This is a genomic window from Acinetobacter sp. YH12129 (assembly GCF_013418685.1).
In the GTDB taxonomy this organism is placed as follows: domain Bacteria; phylum Pseudomonadota; class Gammaproteobacteria; order Pseudomonadales; family Moraxellaceae; genus Acinetobacter; species Acinetobacter amyesii.
This window is the reverse complement of sequence record NZ_VPBP01000028.1, coordinates 19,409-39,271: the sequence shown is the minus strand read 5'-3', so window position 1 is coordinate 39,271 and position 19,863 is coordinate 19,409. Positions and strand designations below refer to the sequence as shown.

Annotated in this window: 20 protein-coding genes and 1 pseudogene; 12 read left to right on the top strand and 9 right to left on the bottom strand. The window is 41.7% G+C overall.

Features of this window, described 5'->3' with window-relative positions; all coding sequences use genetic code 11:
* Positions 1-110: pseudogene (locus FTU65_RS13020) on the top strand (IS5/IS1182 family transposase); the annotation flags it as partial.
* 49 nt (positions 111-159) lie between these two features.
* Here FTU65_RS13020 and FTU65_RS13015 read toward each other — a convergent pair.
* A complete protein-coding gene (locus FTU65_RS13015; protein ID WP_347269446.1) occupies positions 160-465 on the bottom strand; it encodes a GNAT family N-acetyltransferase in 306 nt (101 codons plus the stop codon).
* A 132-nt stretch (positions 466-597) separates the two neighbouring features.
* Between FTU65_RS13015 and FTU65_RS13010 the strand changes: the two genes are divergently transcribed.
* A complete protein-coding gene (locus FTU65_RS13010; protein ID WP_180009146.1) occupies positions 598-1,791 on the top strand; it encodes a sugar transporter in 1,194 nt (397 codons plus the stop codon).
* Between the two features lie 302 nt (positions 1,792-2,093).
* Entirely contained in the window at positions 2,094-3,059 is a 966-nt protein-coding gene (locus tag FTU65_RS13005; RefSeq protein WP_078194460.1) for a TerC family protein, read from the top strand.
* A 66-nt stretch (positions 3,060-3,125) separates the two neighbouring features.
* On the opposite strand, the gene FTU65_RS13000 is transcribed toward FTU65_RS13005, so the two are convergent.
* Entirely contained in the window at positions 3,126-3,740 is a 615-nt protein-coding gene (locus FTU65_RS13000) for a nucleotidyltransferase family protein (protein WP_249748283.1), read from the bottom strand.
* A 208-nt stretch (positions 3,741-3,948) separates the two neighbouring features.
* Between FTU65_RS13000 and guaD the strand changes: the two genes are divergently transcribed.
* The 3 genes from guaD (at position 3,949) to FTU65_RS12985 (ending at position 6,456) form a co-directional block, all read left to right on the top strand.
* Entirely contained in the window at positions 3,949-5,265 is a 1,317-nt protein-coding gene (gene guaD / locus FTU65_RS12995) for a guanine deaminase (protein ID WP_180009144.1), read from the top strand.
* Positions 5,266-5,490: 225 nt separating this feature from the next.
* On the top strand, positions 5,491-6,018 hold the full coding sequence (hpt, locus tag FTU65_RS12990) for a hypoxanthine phosphoribosyltransferase (protein WP_180009142.1): 528 nt from the start codon (positions 5,491-5,493) through the stop codon (positions 6,016-6,018).
* Positions 6,019-6,198: 180 nt separating this feature from the next.
* Entirely contained in the window at positions 6,199-6,456 is a 258-nt protein-coding gene (locus tag FTU65_RS12985) for a GlsB/YeaQ/YmgE family stress response membrane protein (RefSeq protein WP_078189516.1), read from the top strand.
* A gap of 79 nt (positions 6,457-6,535) precedes the next feature.
* Here FTU65_RS12985 and FTU65_RS12980 read toward each other — a convergent pair whose 3' ends face one another.
* Both FTU65_RS12980 and dmeF read right to left on the bottom strand, forming a co-directional pair.
* Positions 6,536-7,234: a DsbC family protein gene (locus FTU65_RS12980; protein ID WP_180009161.1), complete on the bottom strand. Its 699-nt coding sequence runs from the start codon at positions 7,232-7,234 to the stop codon at positions 6,536-6,538.
* A 113-nt stretch (positions 7,235-7,347) separates the two neighbouring features.
* Positions 7,348-8,298, bottom strand: coding sequence for a CDF family Co(II)/Ni(II) efflux transporter DmeF (gene dmeF, locus FTU65_RS12975; protein WP_180065698.1), 951 nt, complete (start codon positions 8,296-8,298; stop codon positions 7,348-7,350).
* A 56-nt stretch (positions 8,299-8,354) separates the two neighbouring features.
* Between dmeF and FTU65_RS12970 the strand changes: the two genes are divergently transcribed.
* The 3 genes from FTU65_RS12970 to FTU65_RS12960 all read left to right on the top strand — a co-directional run bounded on the left by FTU65_RS12970 (position 8,355) and on the right by FTU65_RS12960 (position 11,219).
* Positions 8,355-8,621, top strand: a complete 267-nt coding sequence (locus FTU65_RS12970) for a metal/formaldehyde-sensitive transcriptional repressor (protein WP_180009138.1) — start codon at positions 8,355-8,357, stop codon at positions 8,619-8,621.
* 115 nt (positions 8,622-8,736) lie between these two features.
* Positions 8,737-9,912 (top strand): MFS transporter, encoded by a 1,176-nt coding sequence (locus FTU65_RS12965; RefSeq protein ID WP_257222694.1) that lies wholly within the window; start codon positions 8,737-8,739, stop codon positions 9,910-9,912.
* A 128-nt stretch (positions 9,913-10,040) separates the two neighbouring features.
* Positions 10,041-11,219 carry a hypothetical protein gene (locus FTU65_RS12960; RefSeq protein ID WP_180066867.1) on the top strand — a complete coding sequence of 393 codons (1,179 nt, stop codon included), beginning with the start codon at positions 10,041-10,043 and terminating at the stop codon, positions 11,217-11,219.
* 85 nt (positions 11,220-11,304) lie between these two features.
* Here FTU65_RS12960 and mnmE read toward each other — a convergent pair whose 3' ends face one another.
* The 5 genes from mnmE to rpmH form a co-directional block, all read right to left on the bottom strand.
* Entirely contained in the window at positions 11,305-12,660 is a 1,356-nt protein-coding gene (gene mnmE, locus FTU65_RS12955) for a tRNA uridine-5-carboxymethylaminomethyl(34) synthesis GTPase MnmE (protein WP_180066865.1), read from the bottom strand.
* Between the two features lie 92 nt (positions 12,661-12,752).
* The gene (gene yidC, locus FTU65_RS12950; protein WP_180066863.1) at positions 12,753-14,519 is read right to left on the bottom strand and encodes a membrane protein insertase YidC; all 1,767 of its coding nucleotides are present in this window, start codon (positions 14,517-14,519) and stop codon (positions 12,753-12,755) included.
* 5 nt (positions 14,520-14,524) lie between these two features.
* Entirely contained in the window at positions 14,525-14,845 is a 321-nt protein-coding gene (gene yidD / locus FTU65_RS12945; protein ID WP_180066861.1) for a membrane protein insertion efficiency factor YidD, read from the bottom strand.
* Between the two features lie 9 nt (positions 14,846-14,854).
* Positions 14,855-15,247, bottom strand: a complete 393-nt coding sequence (rnpA, locus tag FTU65_RS12940) for a ribonuclease P protein component (RefSeq protein WP_078194450.1) — start codon at positions 15,245-15,247, stop codon at positions 14,855-14,857.
* 31 nt (positions 15,248-15,278) lie between these two features.
* A complete protein-coding gene (gene rpmH / locus FTU65_RS12935; protein WP_000831329.1) occupies positions 15,279-15,413 on the bottom strand; it encodes a 50S ribosomal protein L34 in 135 nt (44 codons plus the stop codon).
* Positions 15,414-16,072: 659 nt separating this feature from the next.
* Between rpmH and dnaA the strand changes: the two genes are divergently transcribed.
* The 3 genes from dnaA to recF all read left to right on the top strand — a co-directional run bounded on the left by dnaA (position 16,073) and on the right by recF (position 19,821).
* Entirely contained in the window at positions 16,073-17,458 is a 1,386-nt protein-coding gene (gene dnaA / locus FTU65_RS12930; RefSeq protein WP_180066860.1) for a chromosomal replication initiator protein DnaA, read from the top strand.
* A 108-nt stretch (positions 17,459-17,566) separates the two neighbouring features.
* Entirely contained in the window at positions 17,567-18,715 is a 1,149-nt protein-coding gene (gene dnaN, locus FTU65_RS12925) for a DNA polymerase III subunit beta (RefSeq protein WP_078194448.1), read from the top strand.
* Positions 18,716-18,738: 23 nt separating this feature from the next.
* Positions 18,739-19,821 (top strand): DNA replication/repair protein RecF, encoded by a 1,083-nt coding sequence (gene recF, locus FTU65_RS12920; RefSeq protein ID WP_180009130.1) that lies wholly within the window; start codon positions 18,739-18,741, stop codon positions 19,819-19,821.
* Positions 19,822-19,863: the final 42 nt, after the last annotated feature.

Sequence of the window (19,863 nt, the reverse complement as noted above, 5' to 3'; positions counted from 1 at the left end):
TGAAAACCTTCAAAATTCTTGCTGAGCGATATCGCAATCGAGGCAAAAGACTAGCATTGAGATTCAATCTAATTGCTGGAATTTATAACTTAGAGCTGAGTGAAAAATGACTTATGAAAGAAATCTAATAATTCACATCACGCTATACAATTTAGCGTATTAGCGCAGAACATCACGAATCGATTCATCTTTATCAAATACAGATTTTGCAAAAGGGCAGAGCGGAATAATTTTCACGTTCTTTTCCCGAGCAAAATTCACTGCTGCATCGAGGAGATGTCGTCCAACACCTTGTCCTCGCAAGCTATCACTGACATCGGTATGATCAATAATAAATTTATCATCGCCTGCCCATGAGTAAGTCATCTCTGCCAAACGCTCCCCATCTTGCTCAACAAAGAAAGCTCCTTTTTTTTGATCATCATCTTGTTGTACAAACATCTTAAATTTCCTCCATTTTTTTATAAATTGGCATGTAATGCAGGTCAACTCTGTTGTTTTTGTATTAATTTAAACCGCATGTACAGGGCTTAAATCGGTTCCTGCTTGTGTATAGAGCATAGTAAAATATGCCACTTTTTTTATTTGAAGACACTCATGTCTGCCTCTCCCTCCGAAACGGCTTCTTCTGGCTCTTGGACGGCTGTGATTGCTTTGGCTTTCGCAGCATTTATTTTTAATACCACTGAATTTGTACCTGTCGCGTTGCTCAGCGATATTGGCAAAACCTTTAATTTAGCCGCGACCGATGTCGGCATCATGATTACGCTCTATGCATGGGTGGTTGCGCCGATTTCTTTGCCGATCATGTTATTGACCAAAAATATTGAACGTCACTCGCTCCTGATTTCCTTATTTATGGTGTTTATTGTCAGCCATATTCTGTCGTATTTCGCATGGAGCTTTAATACTTTATTGCTCAGTCGAATTGGCATTGCTTTCTCGCATGCACTTTTTTGGTCCATTACTGCGTCGCTGGCAGTTCGTGTTGCGCCGAAAGGCAAAGAATTTCAGGCCTTGGGTCTTTTGGCCACAGGCACAGCTTTGGCAATGGTTCTCGGTATTCCGTTTGGGCGGATGGTTGGAGAAGCTTATGGTTGGCGAAATACCTTTGCTCTGATTGGCATTGGCGCCAGTATCGTTTGCCTGATTTTAGCCAAAACGCTGCCGATACTGCCGAGTTTGAACTCTGGCTCGCTGAGCAGCCTAAAACAGTTTATTCGCCGTCCAAGCTTAATGATGGTCTTTGCATTAACCATTATCGTAATTAGCGCGCAATTTACCGCATATAGCTATATCGAACCATTCTCGCTCAACATTGCTGCATTCAGCTCCATGCAAACCACCACGTTGTTATTAATCTTTGGTGCAGCAGGCTTTCTAGGTTCTTATCTCTTTGGAAAATTTGGTGGGAAATATCCCAAAGTTGCGATTCCTTTGAGTACAGCCACACTGGCTTTATCCATGCTGCTGTTGCTTCCTGTTTCTTTCAGTTTTGCAGGTGTAAGTGCAGTGTGCTTATTGTGGGGCATGAGTATCATTGGATTTAGTCTCGCATTACAGTCAAAGACACTACATCTCGCATCCGACGCCACCGATGTCGCCATGGCTATCTATTCAGGACTTTATAATGTCGGGATTGGCGGTGGTGCACTCTTGGGCGGTATCGTCAGCGTTCATTTCGGTTTGAGTTATATTGGTGTGATCGGAGGAATCATCGCCGTGATCGGCACACTTTTAGCCTTAGCGTTAGCACACCGTGGTGATTTTAACCCTCCTGTGGCACATTAAATGAATTCGCAAATTGCCGATTGCACTTTGTACTAAAAACTGTCATGCTTTGCAGCATATTTGGACAGTGTCCAAAACAAAATTTGAACAAGGGGAGTAGCCTCCTCCAAACGTAAACCTTGTTTTACGTGTCAGAATATCGTCATTACACTTTGCAAAAAGTCGGTATCTGAGCATCGCTGCTGAAAATCATTACAGTACGATGTAGGCAAGACCTTGATCATGTTGTCTCAGGCGTTTTATTTCGTCTGGCAACTGGTCGAGGTTTTTTTATGGCTGGTTGTTAGATGTGGAGAATACACATGGAAACGATTGGCTCTTTATGGCTATATCTGGCATTTTTCGGTTTAGTCACCATCATGCTACTCATCGACTTTTTAGGCTTTAAAAATAACAAAGGCCAAGAAATCAAAGTCAAAACCGCTGCCTATTGGAGTATTGCATGGGTCTCTGTGGCTACCTTATTCGGTGGTGCATTGTGGCTCTACTTACAGCAAACCGCTGGTGTCGCTGTTGCAAACACCAAAGTCATGGAATATTTCGCTGGTTATCTGCTCGAAAAATCACTCGCAATTGATAACGTTTTTGTCTGGCTCATGATCTTTGCTGCCTTCGCCATTCCACCTGCTTTGCAGCGCAAACTATTGCTCTACGGTGTACTCGGCGCAATTGTACTCCGTACTATCTTTATTTTTATTGGGGCATGGTTCGTTCAAGAATTCTCTTGGGTGCTGTACATCTTCGGTGCATTCCTAGTGTATACCGGCTTTAAATTCCTTAAAGGCCAAGACGAAGAAGATAAAGATATCGAAGATATGGCGATTTTGAAGTGGCTACGTAAACACATGCGTATTACCCCTCAGATGCATGAAGATAAATTCTTTGTTCGTCAAAATGGTGTCTTATGGGCAACGCCGCTCTTTTTAGTGTTGATCTTGGTTGAAGCATCGGACGTCATTTTTGCGGTTGACTCAATCCCAGCGATCTTTGCGGTTACCTCTGACCCATTCATTGTACTGACGGCAAACTTAATGGCGATTTTAGGTCTACGTGCAATGTTCTTCCTCTTGTCAGGTGCTGCATCGAAAATGCATTACTTACCATATGGTCTGGGCATTATCCTCGTGTTTATTGGCGCTAAGATGCTATTGCTCGATGTGTTCCACATGCCAATTTGGATTTCACTCGGTTTTATTGTGGTGACCTTAACCATTACTGCATGGTTATCAATCCGACACAGTAAGAAGTACCATCAAACCACGTTATAAAACGCTTAGATAAATAAAAGCCTTCTTTCGAGAAGGCTTTTATTTATTTTGTAACAAAGCCATGAACTAAGCTTCAGGCGTCATCAAGAGTTTGAGTTTCGGCCAACGTTGTAAAAATTGTTTCTCTTCTATACGTTGCAAAAAAGTCGCTCGACTAACTAAGGTTGAATTCCAACGCAGTTTTAATTCAAATAAATCAGCTAGTCCAAATGGTGCCACGATTTCTACTTGATCAAGCTCATTTAAACGGACGGCAACAGCCGTTGCAGTTTCAACCCACAAAGAAAGGGCATGGGAAATCGATGTTATGGGCAAAATAGAATCACCATTGTCTAAACGATACCAATGATGCACCAAAGCTTGGTTGGTCACATCCCACTGTATCAATGGAAAGAAAGACTGCATTTCTTTTTGGATCTGATCACTATGAGCACCGTTATCCTCAGCATCATAAAATATAATATCCACCTCAGTATGGGACAGTGTATAGCTGTGTTGGTGTAGCACTGACCACAGCATATTTCGAATGACACCTGCGGCAATATACGCACTGGCATCCACCAAATAAAGCTGCTTTAAAATAGACATGATGCCGTCATGTTGCTGAATCAGTTGCTGCAAGCGCTCAACATAAGTGGCTTCAAGCTGTGATTGATTCACAGGATGCATTGGATGGGACATAGATACACGGTTGAATTCTATTCTTTGATTCGATTTAGCCTGACACAAGCGCATTGATTTAATCAATCGCTTTGAAAAAATGACATGCTCTCGACATACATTAATGGCTGTTCGATATTTTAGAACATGATCCTCTAATTACAACAACGCCTTTTCTAGCCAAATTAAGCTACAATCAACCGAAAAAATTCTAAACTGCAGGTATGTCATGTCTTCTGTTATCGCATCTACAGCGATCCGTGGTCGCTTTCTAGATATTCAGAATACAGTTGCCCAAGCACGTGAAATTCACGACCAAGTGCGCTATTTCGAAGATGGTTTGCTGATTACGCAAGCCGGAAAAATTCAATGGTTCGGTCCATGGTCTGAGGGACAACACCATCTCCCAGATCAGGTTGACGTACAGCATTATCCAGATCAATTGATTGTTCCGGGTTTCATCGACACCCACATCCATTATCCACAAACGGAAATGATGGGGGCTTATGGTGAACAACTGCTGGAATGGCTTGATACTTATACCTTCCCAACCGAAATCCAATTTGAAGATCCGGCTTATGCAGAGCAAATTGCACAGTTCTTCGTAAACGAGTTACTCAAAAACGGAACCACAACAGCCTTGGTTTTTTGTACCGTTCATCCACAATCGGTCGATGCTTTATTTAAGGCTGCAGAACAGCATCAGATGCGCTTAATTGCCGGTAAAGTGATGATGGATCGACATGCACCTGAAGCATTATGTGACACTGCAGAGAGTGGCTATAACGACTCCAAAGCACTCATCGAAAAGTGGCATGGCAAGGGCCGTAACCTTTATGCCATCACGCCTCGCTTTGCCCCAACCTCAACGCCTGAACAATTGGCACGGGCAGGGGAGCTAAAAGCCGAGTATCCTGATGTTTATGTACATACGCATTTGAGTGAAAATAAAAATGAAATTGCGTGGGTCAAATCATTATTCCCTGAGCAAAACGGCTATTTAGACGTTTATCATCATTATGGTCTGACCGGATCACGTTCCGTGTTTGCACACTGTGTGCATTTGGAAGATGCTGAATGGGACTGTATGCATCAGACCAACTCTGCCATTGCGTTTTGTCCAACCTCGAATTTGTTCTTAGGCAGTGGTTTATTTCCATTAAAGAAAACATGGGAAAAACAGGTGAAAGTCGGCTTAGGCACAGACATTGGTGCAGGCACCTCATTTAACCAACTACAAATCATCAATGAAGCCTACAAAGTTCAACAACTTCAAGGCGATAAACTGTCCGCATTTGAAGCGCTGTACCATGCCACGTTAGGGGGAGCAAAAGCCTTAGACCTACAGGACAAACTTGGAAACTTTGATTTAGGCAAAGAAGCAGATTTTGTGGTACTCGATTTAAAAGCCACTGCGCTACAAGCCCTACGTCAACAACGTGCCAAAAATCTGGAAGATGCTTTATTTGCCCTGATGCTGATGGGGGATGATCGTAATATCCATGCCACCTATGTGTTTGGACAATGTGCTTATGTCAAAGCATAAAACGGCTCGACCGAGAGGAAAAACAACGTTGAAAATTGGACTGATTGCCGTCGCTTGTTTGTGCTTACTCAAGCGTGACAGCACTTTCAAGAAAAACTGATTACATTTTCAACGGCAAAAAAGATGCATCTGCGAGCCAGATGTATTAAAATTGGTTCATCTTTAGAGGTGTTGCAAGTCAACACCTTTTTTATTTTTTTGATTTGCTTTTTTAGGTATCTACCCATGTCTGTTCAAATGAGCGTACTGATTTCCACTGAAGAAATTCAAGCTAAAGTGAAAGAGCTTGGCGCAAAAATTGATGCACACTATGCTAACAGCGGCAAAGAGTTGGTGTTAATCGGTCTATTACGTGGTTCCGTTATTTTTATGGCTGACCTTTGCCGCGCGATTTCAAAACCGCATGAACTCGATTTCATGACCGTTTCAAGTTATGGCGGTGGGACCGTATCTACTCGTGATGTAAAAATCTTAAAAGATTTAGACGGCGACATTAAAGATAAAGATGTCTTGGTGGTTGAAGATATTATCGATTCAGGCAATACCTTAAGCAAAGTTTTAGAAATTTTACAGACGCGTAATCCAAACTCAATCGAGCTTTGTACTTTGGTCAGCAAGCCTTCACGTCGTGAAATTGACCTCGATGTAAAATTTTTAGGTTTTGAAGTCGAAGATAAATTTATCGTGGGTTATGGTTTGGACTATGATCAAAAATATCGTCATATTCCATTTATTGGCGAAATTGGTCTCTAAGCCAGATCAGATACTTAAGAGTGGCCGAAGGCCACTTTTTTTTTATTTTTTGGGCTATTTTGAACAAAAAAAACAACAGTTTTTTGCATGTTTAGGCTATAGCTCTGCGCAGTTTTGATTAAAGATAAAGATTGAACAAGTCGTAAAAAACAAATACATGATAACAAAAGGAGAGTTACTATGTGGTCACTCATTGTTGCGATTGTTGTTGGTTTTATTGCTGGTTTAATTGCACGTGCGATCCATCCTGGAGATGACAAAGCCGGTTTCATCATGACCACCATTCTCGGGATTGCAGGTTCCTTACTTGCGACCTATGGCGGACGTTTATTAGGTCTATATGGAGAAAATTCTGCTGCAGGATTTATCGCTTCCGTCATTGGTGCGATCATCGTGTTGTTTATCTATAACCTTGTAACGAAAAAAACCCGCGTCTAATTTTTATAGCACCATTAAAATACCCGCCTGTAGACGGGTATTTTTTTATTTATATTTTATTCATGACGTACAGCTGAAATTATTTGATCTCTTTTAACATCGATTCTAATTCAGCAGCAGGGTAAGCACCGGTTAAGATCGAACCATTGGCAAATACGATTCCCGGTGTACCACTTAGTTTTAAGCTTTTAGCTAATTTTAAATTTCGATCAATGGGGTTTGCACAACTTTTCGCTGACTTCGGTTGAATTCCCTTATTGATTAAATTATCCCAGGCCATAACAGGGTTTGACTCACAAAAAATCTGCTTAGATGGCGCCAACGACTGCGGTTTTATCGCTGTGACAAAAGTATAAATGGTCACATCATTGAGTTTTGCCAGTTCTACTTCAAGCTTCTTACAATATGGGCAATTTGGGTCAGAAAAGATCGCGATTTGGCGCTTCCCATTCCCCCTGACTGTTTTAATCGCATCTTGTAATGGAAGTTTATTCCACTCAGTTTTTTGCTGACCGAGGATCAATTGTTTGGTCAGATTCTTTTGATCTTTTAAACGGATCATAGAACCTGCGATCACATAATCCGCATTTTCACTCAAATACAAAACTTGATCTTCAACAAAACCGCTATATATGCCCGGCATTTCTGTACTTTGAATATTTTCAATTTTTAAACTGGGGTGCTTTTCTGCCAAGAGCTTTTGAACCTGTGCTGCATCTGCCAAAGCAAAAGTCGAAAGGGTGGTACTCAACGCCAACGCACATATTTTTTTCAACATAGACCGAACTTCAACATTTAATTGATTCAGCATTCTAAGCCTTAACACGTGAAAGTCTTGGGCTTTTTTCAGTTCATTACGCAATAGCTACATGCCGTTTCACGTGGAACATATTAAGCTGCATCAGGTGAATTAATTTCAACAGACACATGTACAATTTCTTCATGAATCGACAGCGCTTGACGCACTTCATCTGCGCTCAATGCCTGACTGGTTTCTAAGGCCACAATACACGAAAACTGACCTTTACCCACTTTCCACACATGTAAATCGGTCACATCGACGTCGACAGGCAATTGCATTAAAACTTCTCGAATCTCATCAACGACAGGGTGATCCATTTCCGCATCCAGTAATGTTTGTCCAGTTTCTTTCATCAAGCCAATGGCCCATTTGCCAACTAGAACTGCACCGACAATCCCCAATAGCGCATCTAAAAAACCCCAGCCCATCCATTTTCCGGCAAATAAGGCCACAATCGCCAACACAGAAGTCACCGCATCAGCAACCACATGCATGAAGGCTGCTTTCTGATTGAGGTCGTGATGATGATCATGCTGCTCCTCATGGCTATGCTCATGATGGTGATGGTGATGGTGATGGTGATGGTGATGGTCATCATGCAATAACCAAGCACAGATCAAGTTCACCACCAGACCTAAAATCGCAATAGGGATTGCTTCGTTATAATGAATTTGGACCGGGTTGAATAAGCGTTCCACCGAATGAAAAGCCATAAATGCAGCAACAACCATCAATAATATCGCGCTGCTATAGCCTGCCAAAATTTCAATTTTCCAAGTCCCAAAGCTAAAACGAGCGTCTTGGGCATAGTGGCGTGCCGCACGATAGGCAAAATAGGCCAAGCCTAATGCCAACATATGTGAACTCATATGCCAACCATCTGCCAATAATGCCATCGAATTAAAAATCCATCCGCCAATAACTTCTAACAACATCATGACTGCCGTTAAAATAGTGGCAATTAAGATCCGTTTTTGTGCGAGTGGATTACCTTCATCAAATTGATGATGATGAATTCGGATGGATGGGGAAGTTTTCATTAGGTTCTATGCTTAAATATACTCCCCCATAGTATATTTATTTTCTGGAGAAAGTGTTGAGTCATTTACATCAGGACAAAAAGATTTTAAATCGGGTTAAACGTCTACAAGGTCAGGTCAATGCGGTTGAACTGGCTTTACAGCAACCCGAAGCAGGGTGTATTGAGGTATTACAACAGGTTGCGGCCATCAAAGGTGCTGTAAATGGATTAATGAATGAATTAATCGAAGCACATTTACGCCATCATGTATTGCCTCAAGATGTTGAAATCAATGAAGCAGAACTGGAAGAATTTGTAAAACTGCTTAAACGCTATGGATAACGTTACAACTGTGATTTGACCATGGAAAACAATCGGCATTAAACTGAGTCCATATATTCTTCTTTCTCATACAGCACAATATTGACCCTATTGGCTGTACCTCTGCGACTTTAAAATGACCACATCTCCCTCTTGGCGACCGTTTATCATGGTGAGCCTTGCACTCTGTATGGGCACTATTGGTACAGCGCTAGCTAGTCCTCTGTATCCCATTTATCAACAACTTTGGGGACTGCTGCCGAGTCATATCACCTATATCTTTGTTGCCTACATGTTTGGTTGCCTAGCGACCTTGCTGTTTTTAGGTCGTACCAGTAACAGTTTTGGTTTTTTAAGAACCCTGCAAATCGGTATGGCGTGCATCATCTTAGGTTTAAGCTTATCAGTGTTTGCCAGTAATGCACTGTGGTTATCTATCGGGCGCTTTATTATCGGGATTGCCTCGGGTTTAATTAGCACCTCAGCCATGCTTGGCTTGGTCTATACCATTCCTGAACAGCATAAAAATAATGCACCGCAGCTGAGTTCAATCATTACCGTGATTGGTTTTGGTCTTGGCCCATTTATTGGTGGGGTGATTGCCCAATTTTCGGAACAGCCTTTAGTCACCCCTTATATCCCTGTGATCTTTGGGGGTTTGGCATGTCTAATTGGGTTGTTTTTTATTCGCACACCGAACTTTGAGCCACAGCCTTTTTCAGTGGCACCACATTTGGAATTGCCTGAAAAGCGTGATCATTCACGATTTTATATCGCCGGACTAACTGCCTTTTGTGCCTTTGGCTCTTTTAGCTTATTTGCATCACTCGCACCCTCTTTCGTCAAAGATGCAATCCCATGGCATGGCCCTTTGGTCAGTGGTAGTGCCATTGCAAGTATCTTGCTGGTTTCCGCTGTCGTGCAATTTATGGCGAAATCGATTCCTTCTGCAAAATGTGTCAATGCCGGCTTAATAGTGTTAATACTGAGCTATGCGCTCCTTGCCCTATGTATGACCCAACATTGGAGCGCATTGTTTTTTATTAGCGATGTTTTAGTCGGTGTCGGGCATGGTCTGGGGCTTTTAGGCGCATTTGGCTTAGTTCATCAAATGACCAACAATCAAAACCGTGCTGCGGTGATCTCGACCTATTTATTTATTGGATATCTAGGCACCATTATTCCAATTATTGCAGCCGGCTATTTATCTGATCATTTCGGCTTAATGGTCGGTGTTTTAGGTTTTTGTATTGGCGTAGGCTTATTGTGTATCGGCTTATTGTTTTGGCACCGCAGTCTGAACACCAATTAACCATTGAACTTATTCAAGAAGCATCTTGTATTGGGTGCTTCTTAAACCCAAAAGCAATTAAGAAACCCTATAAAAATCAATCAAATTAAATTAAGATCTTGTGTGATGTGATTCAAAAATTTAAAAAAATGCTAAAAATTCAATGTCAAATTAACACTGCGGAAAATCAAATCATCGCCAGCAGCAAATACGGGAATATTCAATATAGTTTACCGTTTGAATCCTTACCGCAATTAGAAACCTATGATTTTATCGTTTGGGGCTTTTTACCCATTGCCATGCGCCTTGGCATCCCGCTGCATGTAGAAGGACCTATTTCAATACAAACCCTCCACTCCGCACGGGAGGTTTCAACGGTCTGGGCCGCTTGGTTACCTGATTTATATCAACCAGTCATGCTCAGTGCTGCATCGATTATCCAAACACCACCGGCAAACCAACCCACTCAAAATTTAAGCTTTTTTAGCGGTGGGATTGACTCCACTTATAGTACATACAAAGCTTTTCTTGAAAATGGGCAAGACTCTGATTGTCTCACTGTGCATGGAATGGATTATAAATTTGATGACCATAAAAAATTTCAGGCCTTAATGGATCAGACCCATGACTTTAGAAGCCAAGTTTTTAAGCAAAGTCGCGTGGTAAAAACCGATGCTTACACGCTGTACAGTAAATATGGCTGTAACCCTAAAGGTTCGCATGTCACACATATCTTTTCGCTGTTTTCCTGCGCTTCGATTTTTGAACATTACCAGCAATATCGAATTTCAGCCGATTACCGTTTAGATCAACAATTATTCGTTCATCCCTATGGCTCAAATACGGCATCCAACCGATTGATGAAGAACCGATCCGGGGTCTTAATCACCCTCGACGATGATGTCACGCGATCACAAAAAACCGCACTTCTAAGCCAATGGGACTTAGATTTACAAACCCTGTCGATCTGTGTGGACTATAGGGCTCGACCAAAAAATTGTGGTCAATGCAGTAAATGTATGCGCACCAAAGCCATGTTTTATGCCACTAGCCCCGAAATTCCCGATATCTTTTTAGATCGTCGCTTTGAAAAACAGTGGTATCAATCCATTCCATTAAGTTCAAAAATTAATCGTGCATTTTTAATTGATATTTTGTCAGCGGTCGAAAAATCCTCGCAACAGCAACAATTTCCAGACTATGCAACACTCAAAGTCAAAGTTGAGGCTGTATCGAAAAGAGCAGCAATTAATCCTTTTTATGGGATGAAAATAAAAGATGTGCTGAGAACAATCTTTAAAATCATTTTTGGCTCAAACCCACGCTAAAGCCATGCAAAAAAGCACGATGTTTTCGAACATCGTGCTTTGGATGGATCTATCCATAGGTGAAATGAGGAGCTCAATCGTTTTATTACTTTCCGATACAGAACGATCCAAAAATCTTACCGAGTAGATCATCTGCACTGAAATCGCCCGTAATTTCACCTAAGGCATTTTGCGCCAAACGTAGAGACTCGGCTACCAACTCACCCGCATGATAAACCACCAACTGCTCACGTGCTTCTGCAAGATAGCGCTGCGTGCGCTTCATTGCGTCTAAATGGCGTGTTCGAGCAATAAAGGTATCTTCTTCTGGTTGAAAGCCTGCATGCGCTGTAATCGCATCAATAAGCGCTTGAACGCCGGTTTCTTGTTTAGCCGAAACACGAATATGTCGAAAACCGTTTAAATCGGTAATTTCTGCGGTAGATCCCGTCAAATCGCATTTATTACCAATCAGCATCAAACGCTTCGGTTCAATATGATCGGCGAAGTACGCTTGAGCCAATTGCAGTGGATCTTCGCCCTGACTTAAGTCATAGACCAAAAGTAACAAGTCAGCTTGCTCAATTTCTTTAATTGCGCGGCGAATCCCTTCTTTTTCGACGATATCACCGGTTTCACGTAAACCTGCGGTATCGGTCAAGGTAATCGGCAAACCATTGAGGCTGATTTTTTCATGTAAAACATCTCGTGTCGTACCGGCAATATCCGTCACAATCGCACGTTCAACACCTGCCAAAGCATTAAGTAGAGAAGACTTACCTGCATTGGGTTTACCGGCAATCACCACTTGTAGACCTTCACGCAGTAGCTGACCTTGACGAGCAGATTGCTGCACAGCATGGACCGAGCTTGCCACTTCATCCAATAAGCCCAAAATCTTACCATCCGCCAAAAAGTCGATTTCTTCTTCAGGAAAATCAATCGCTGCTTCCACATGCAAACGCAAATGGATAAGTTTTTCTAACACCGTATTGACCTTGCTCGAAAAAGCACCTTGTAATGAACGTACCGCTGAACGTGCAGCAGCTTGTGAGGTGGCATCAATCAGATCAGCAATCGCCTCGGCTTGCACCAAGTCCATTTTGCCATTTTCAAAGGCGCGCATTGAAAATTCGCCCGCTTTCGCAGCAATAGCACCCAATTCAAGTAACCGTGCCAATAATGCATTTTGAATAACGGGGCCGCCATGACCTTGAAGCTCCACCACATCCTCACCCGTAAACGAGTGCGGATTTGGAAAGCAAATTACCAAACCTTCATCCATAATTTCATTTGATGCGTCATAAAACTTACGGAAACCAGCAAAACGTGCTTCTGGTAAGGATTGCTGCGTTAATGCTTCTGCAATGGCATAAGATTGGGGACCAGACAGGCGAATCACGCCGACACCACCACGACCCGGCGGTGTGGCAATTGCTGCGATGGTGGTTCGGTTTAACATAAAATTTACCTAAAAATTTTCAAACGACAGATAAAGAAAAATCCGCCTAAGATTACCATCTTAAGCGGATTTATTCAGCCCATCAGCAATGCTTAGTTTGCTGAGTCAGCTGCTTCACGTTTTAAACGTTCTTTTTCAACAGATTTGTTAATCAAACCTTGTTGAAGAATAGTAATACTGTTGTTACAGATCCAGTAAAGCACAAGGCCCGCAGGGAAGAACAACATAAATACCGTAAAGATCACTGGCATGATTTTGAAGACTTTCGCCTGCATTGGATCAGCCGGTTGTGGGTTCAAACTTTGCTGAATAAACATGGTTAAGCCCATTAATAGCGGCAAAATAAACCATGGATCCATCGCAGATAAATCTTGAATCCAACCTAACCATGGCGCATGACGTAGTTCAACAGACTCCATCAATACCCAGTACAAAGCAAGGAAGATCGGCATTTGGAGCAATAACGGCAAGCAACCTGATAGTGGGTTCACTTGTTCACGTTTATACAATGCCATCATTTCTTGCGAGAAGCGCATACGGTCTTCACCGAACTCTTCTTTCATGCGTTGCATTTCAGGTGCAATCACACGCATTTTCGCCATAGAGCGGTAGCTCTTCGACGACAATGGCCACAAGATCAGTTTCACCAGAATCGTCAATAGAATAATTGACCAACCCCAGTTACCCACTAAACCATGGAAGAATTGTAGGCCTAAGAACAACAATTTCGCGATTGGCCATAACCAACCATAGTCTACAGTTTGGTTCAAACCAACAGCCAAATCTTTCAATTCAGACTGAATTTTTGGACCTGAATAGAACGTTGCATCTACTTCTGCCACAGTTCCTGCAGGAACATTGATTGCAGGCGATGTGAACTGAATGATGTTCATATCATCAGTAGATTTACGTGACTCAAGTTTCGCAGCATACGGTTGACCATTGGCTTGCGTTAATTTGATCTGTCCAGGAATCCACGCGCTCACGAAGTAATGCTGAACCATTGCAACCCAGCCGCCAGTTGCTTCAACATTCAATTTTTCTTCATTGAAGTTAGCAAATTTAAGCTTGTTGTAATGTTCTTCAGGCGAACCCCATGCACCACCAAGGAATGTACCTAAAGTGAAAATACCTTGATCAGATTTACCCGGATCTTCAGAGTTGTCGCGTTTAAGCTGACCAAACATCTGACCTTGCCAGTTCTGAGCACTGCGGTTCACGATTTTATGATTCACGACAACAGGGTATTCACCTTCAGTGAAGTTAAAGGTTTTAATAACCTCTACTCCATCTGCTGTTTTATAAACCATTGGTACTGACAAAACTTTTGCTGTTTGGCCATCTTTACCCTTCACAGCTTTTGCGTCATTCAACGTATATGAAGATTTTTCAATCTCATACGTTGGACGTCCTTTCGGATTACTATCAGGGCCATTAAGACCAATTAAGCCAGACTGAGCAACATAAGTACGTTTTGCATCGCTTTCAAGCATTACAAATGGTTCGTCGCTGTCTTTATTTTTGTCATGATTGAGTAATTCAATACGAACAATATCGCCACCCTTTGGATTAATCCAAAGATGGTAAAGGTCAGTTTGTACTGAAATTAACTGTTGACTAACAGGTGCAGTGGCATCTGTTGTTTGTTGTGTAGCAGCATTATTTGCTTGCGGCACATCAGTAGCAGCCGTAGCTGTCTGGCCATTTGGCAAATCGGCAGATACTTCATGCGTTACCACCGCAGCATTTTGCTGAGGTTTTTGTTCCGCATGTCCATAATCTTTCTGCCAAGCCAAAATGAGCAAATATGCGACAACAAACATGGCCCCTAGAATTGCAATCCTGGCCCATTGTTGCATAGGTATTACCCCAAGTGGTTAGAGTGATTTTGGTTCAATAAACGTTCACGAAAGGGTACAGCAACGTGACGCGTTTGAGAATCTATTTGCTGAAATGAAATAAAACGAATTGCTTTTGATGGAACAGGATCATAGCCTGAACCGCCCCAAGGATGACAACGGCAAATACGCTGAACAGCTAGACACACTCCACGTACAGCACCATGTTGATGGACTGCTTCCAAAGAATATTGAGAACATGTTGGAATATAACGACAGCGTGGTCCCAATAAAGGACTAATCGCAATCTGATAGAAACGAATGAACCAATGCAGTAAACGAACCATTGGTCATCTCTACGCTTGTGAGGAGGTAGCTATTTTTTTATGCTTATTTGCAAGGCGCTGCAATTTTTGCCAAGCAAATTGTAATTGCTGATGCAACTCTGCATTCGGTACCGCCTCTATGCCCATTTTTGGCATAACGACAATATCTAATACATTAGACTGCTGTTGATGCAGGCGAAAACTTTCGCGTGCAAGTCGTTTTACTCGATTTCTTTCATGTGCGCGGCGCACTTTTTTCTTAGCAACAACAATACCCAAACGGCTATTCGGCTGTTCGGAGATTTTTGCTAGAAATAAGAAATGGGGTTGATGCACTTTAAAAAGCGCACCATCGAACACACTTTTATAATCGGCAGCACAGTGTATTCGCACATCTGTGCTAAAGCCGTAAAGTGTTGTCATAACACCCAAGTCTTGACAGTCTTAACTGAAATTAAACAGTTAAGCTGTGACGACCTTTTGCACGACGACGCGCTAATACTTGACGGCCAGCTTTAGTAGCCATGCGAGCACGGAAACCATGAACGCGTTTACGTTTCAACTCAGAAGGTTGGAAAGTACGTTTCATATCGAAACTCCAAAAATGATCTTTCAGTAAAGGTTCGCGATTTTAGTGCTCATTGCTTGAGCTGTCAATGAAAAACACGCTTTCTTTCAAAATCTAGGCTGTGATATATCAAGATAATATAAGGATTAGAAATCAGTCAGAAAGTTTTAAATTAAAATACTCACAATCTAAATCATTGTATATATTAATTATTTAAGTTATCTTCAAGTTTACTCACAGATTTATCCACAATCTCAAATTTGTGAATTGGTTTTTATGAATTTAAATTTGAATTTAAACCAACCATCAAGTTATCCCCAGAATGGGTCGACCTTATAAATAAATTCAAATTTTAAAATTTAAATTTATTACTATTAGTGTTGATATTTTCTGTGGAAAACGCATTTTTAGATTTAAAAAACAAATAGTTATATTGTGGATAATGATGTTTTTATAATTTTGATAGTTTGTGGATAACTTTGTGCTACAATTTATCCACAGCTTGCGGATAAACTTATCCACACGTGATTTAAATTTAAATTTAAACTCAATTTGCGTTTTTTTGATCGATTTCGACTGATTTGTTCATGACAGATGTGGATAAGATGGTTAGAATGGCTGCCCGCTTAGGCGGGGTTGAATTATTTTTTTCGTACAATGGACTGAAATAGGGGTTTCACATGCTTTGGACAGACTGCTTAACTCGCTTGCGACAAGAGCTTTCAGGAAATGTCTATACAATGTGGATACGCCCACTGGTGGCAGAAGATGCAGGTGATAGTCTAAAACTCTATGCACCGAATCCGTATTGGACACGCTATATTCAAGAGCACCATTTAGAACTGATCTCTATTTTAGCGGAACAGTTGTCTGAAGGTCGGGTACGTAAAGTCGAGATTTTGGTTGATTCACGGCCTGGTGCAATTTTATCTGCAGCTGAACAACCTGCAACAACCACCGCAGCATTAGAGTCAACGCCGCAAGTGTCGGCACCGACTCGTCCTAAAAAAGAAAAAGAAGAGACGTCTTCAAAAAATAACCGTAAGCGTCAGCTTAACCCATTATTTACCTTTTCCTTGTTTGTTGAAGGCCGTTCCAATCAGATGGCGGCAGAAACCTGTCGTAAAGTACTTACACAACCTGGTGCTTCACAACATAATCCCTTATTTTTGTATGGGCCGACAGGTTTAGGTAAAACCCACTTAATGCAAGCAGTGGGTAATGCATTATTACAGGCCAAACCGAATGCACGGGTCATGTATATGACGGCTGAAAGTTTTGTACAAGACTTTGTGAGCTCTCTACAGCAAGGTAAGGTCGAAGAATTTAAGAAAAATTGTCGTTCGTTAGATTTGTTATTGGTGGATGATATTCATTTGTTGGCGGGTAAAGAGGCCAGCTTGGTTGAGTTTTTCTATACCTTCAACGCGTTATTAGATGAATCTAAGCAAATCATTTTAACCTCAGATCGTTATCCAAAAGAACTGACTGAGCTAGATCCACGTTTGGTTTCACGTTTTTCGTGGGGCTTATCGGTGGGTGTTGAACCACCAGATATTGAAACTCGTATTGAAATTTTACTGAAAAAAGCGGAAAGCAATGGCGTAGAACTTCCACGTAATTGTGCGCTGTTTATTGCTCAACAAGTGGTTGCCAATGTTCGTGAACTAGAAGGTGCGCTGAATAAAGTTGTAGCCATTTCTCGTTTTAAAGGTACCGCTATCGACCTTGATGTGGTGCGTGAATCATTAAAAGATGTGTTAGCGATTCGTGCACGTACCATTAGTACTGAAAATATTCAGCGTGTGGTCAGCGAGTATTTCCGTATTCCTCTGAAAGAATTGGTTGGTCCAAAACGTACACGCATTTATGCACGTCCACGTCAGTTGGCTATGGGGCTAGCACGTGAGCTGACAGGGGATAGTTTCCCTGAAATTGGTATGGCTTTTGGTAACCGTGACCACAGTACTGTGATGCATGCCTGTGAAAAAGTACAAAGCCTGCGTGAAGAAGATCCAATCTTCAATGAGGACTATAAAAACTTGCAACGTCTGCTGCAAAGTTAAGTCTTTTTGTTCAAATTCTGTTCTTGCAATGCGGTATATTCTGCCGCATAGTACACTGCTAAAAAATTAATTTATTTTGTCTGTCTTCAGTTTTTAGAGGAATGTATTGTGCGTTTAAAAATCGCGAAAGAAAGCTTACTGAATGTTCTGTCACATGTCGTAGGAGCGGTTGAGCGTCGCCATACCTTAAATATTTTATCCAATGTCAAAGTACAGGTTACTGAGCAAGCATTGACCATTACAGGTTCTGACCTAGAAGTGGAATTGGTTGCGAGTACACCGCTGGCAGATGGCGCATGTTTACAAGCAGGGGTGACGACAGTTCCTGCGCGTAAACTGATGGATATCTGTAAATCATTGCCTTCAGCGGCATTGATTGATTTGCAAATTACTGAAGATCAACGTTGTATTTTAAAATCTGGCAACAGTCGTTTTGTATTGGGTACTTTGCCTGCAGAAGACTATCCATTATTAACCACCGAAAATACTCAAGGCACTCAGGTTGGTGTAACTCAGCGTGAGTTAAAGCGTTTATTTGAAAAAACGTCTTTTGCTATGGCGGTTCAAGATGTGCGTTTTTATTTGACGGGTACTTTGCTTGAAATTGATGAAAATCAATTGCGTGCAGTAACGACCGATGGTCACCGTTTGGCGATGTGTGAAACAGCGGCAAGCTCGAATGCGACACAAGCAATGCAAGCGATTGTTCCACGTAAAGCCGTAGGTGAATTGCAGCGTCTATTGAGTGTTGAAGACGAGCAATTATCGTTGTTAATTGGTCGTGAATTATTAAATGTAACAATTACCATTGCCAGCCGTGATAAAGAGCAGGGTGATATTACCGTACGTTTCACCACAAAATTGATCGATGGTAAATTCCCAGACTACCGCCGTGTGATTCCACGTGGTGGCGATAAAAACGTGCGCATTGCACATGATGTTTTCAAGCAATCGCTACAACGTGTTGCAATTTTGAGTAATGAAAAATTGCGCGGCGTATTCTTGAAGTTTGATGCGGACACTTTACAACTTCGTGCCAATAACCCTGAGCAAGATGAAGCGATCGAAGATCTTGCGATTCAATATGCAGATGCACCGATGGAAATGTCGTTTAATGCACAGTACTTATTGGAGGTTCTGAATGTATTGGATGGTGATGATGTTGCAATGACCATGACAGAAGCGAACCAGTCGGTATTGGTACAAGATCCACAACAACAAGATCAAACCTATGTTGTGATGCCAATGCGTGTTTAATTTGGACTGACGTCTCAATTATTATGCATATCACGCGTTTACATGTAGAACGTGTTCGAAATTTAAAGACGGTTGCACTCTCTGGGTTGCAGCCGTTTAATGTCTTTTATGGGCAAAATGGTTCAGGTAAAACTTCTGTATTAGAAGCAGTACATTTGCTGGCAACTGGACGTTCTTTTCGAACCCATATTCCAAAAAACTATATTCAAAATAATAGCCCTGACGCTGTCGTCTTTGCGCAGTCTGCAACAGACCGTATTGGCATGCAAAAAATGCAATCGGGCGAGCAAGTGATTAAAGTCAATGGCGACCTTGTGGGGACACAAGGGCAGTTGGCTAAGATTTTACCACTACAACTCATCGACCCACAAAGTACCGATATTATTGATCATGGTGCGAAGCCACGACGTCAACTTTTAGATTGGTTGATGTTCCACGTGGAACCGGAGTTTTACCATGCATGGCAATATTATGCGCGGGCATTAAAACAGCGGAATAGTTTGCTGAAATCACGACGTCATTTGAGTTTGTCTGACCTAGAACCGTGGAACAAAATGCTCAGTGATTATGGTGAGATATTACATAGTCTGCGCAGTAATGTGGTGGAACAGTGGACGCGATATTTCCAACAAGATCTCCAAGCATTATTGCCGCATTTAACAGTGACATTGGAATATAGTGCAGGCTTTCATGCTGAAACAGGACTGCTGAATGATCTGACCAATCAGCACTTTAAAGACTGCGAACGTGGCTATACTGAGTATGGTCCGCACCGTGCAGATTTAAGGTTGAAAACCGCTATGGGTGATGCAGATGTTGTGCTCTCTCGTGGGCAAAAAAAGTTATTGATCATGGCGTTAAAACTGTCACAGATTGCAATGCTACATGCTTGTAATAAGGAAACTGTGGTATTATTAGATGATCTGACAGCAGAATTAGATTTAACCGCACAACAGCGTTTAATTGAGCGTTTAAGCCATCTTGGTAGTCAAGTTTTTATTACCACTTTAGACCATGATTCAGTGCAAAAACACTTACATGATTTATCTATTTCTTATCAATTATTCAAAGTTGAAAATGGTACGGTGCAGGCTGTTGTGCAATGAAATACCACCTTTGGATAGACCTATTTTTCACTAGGGAGAAAC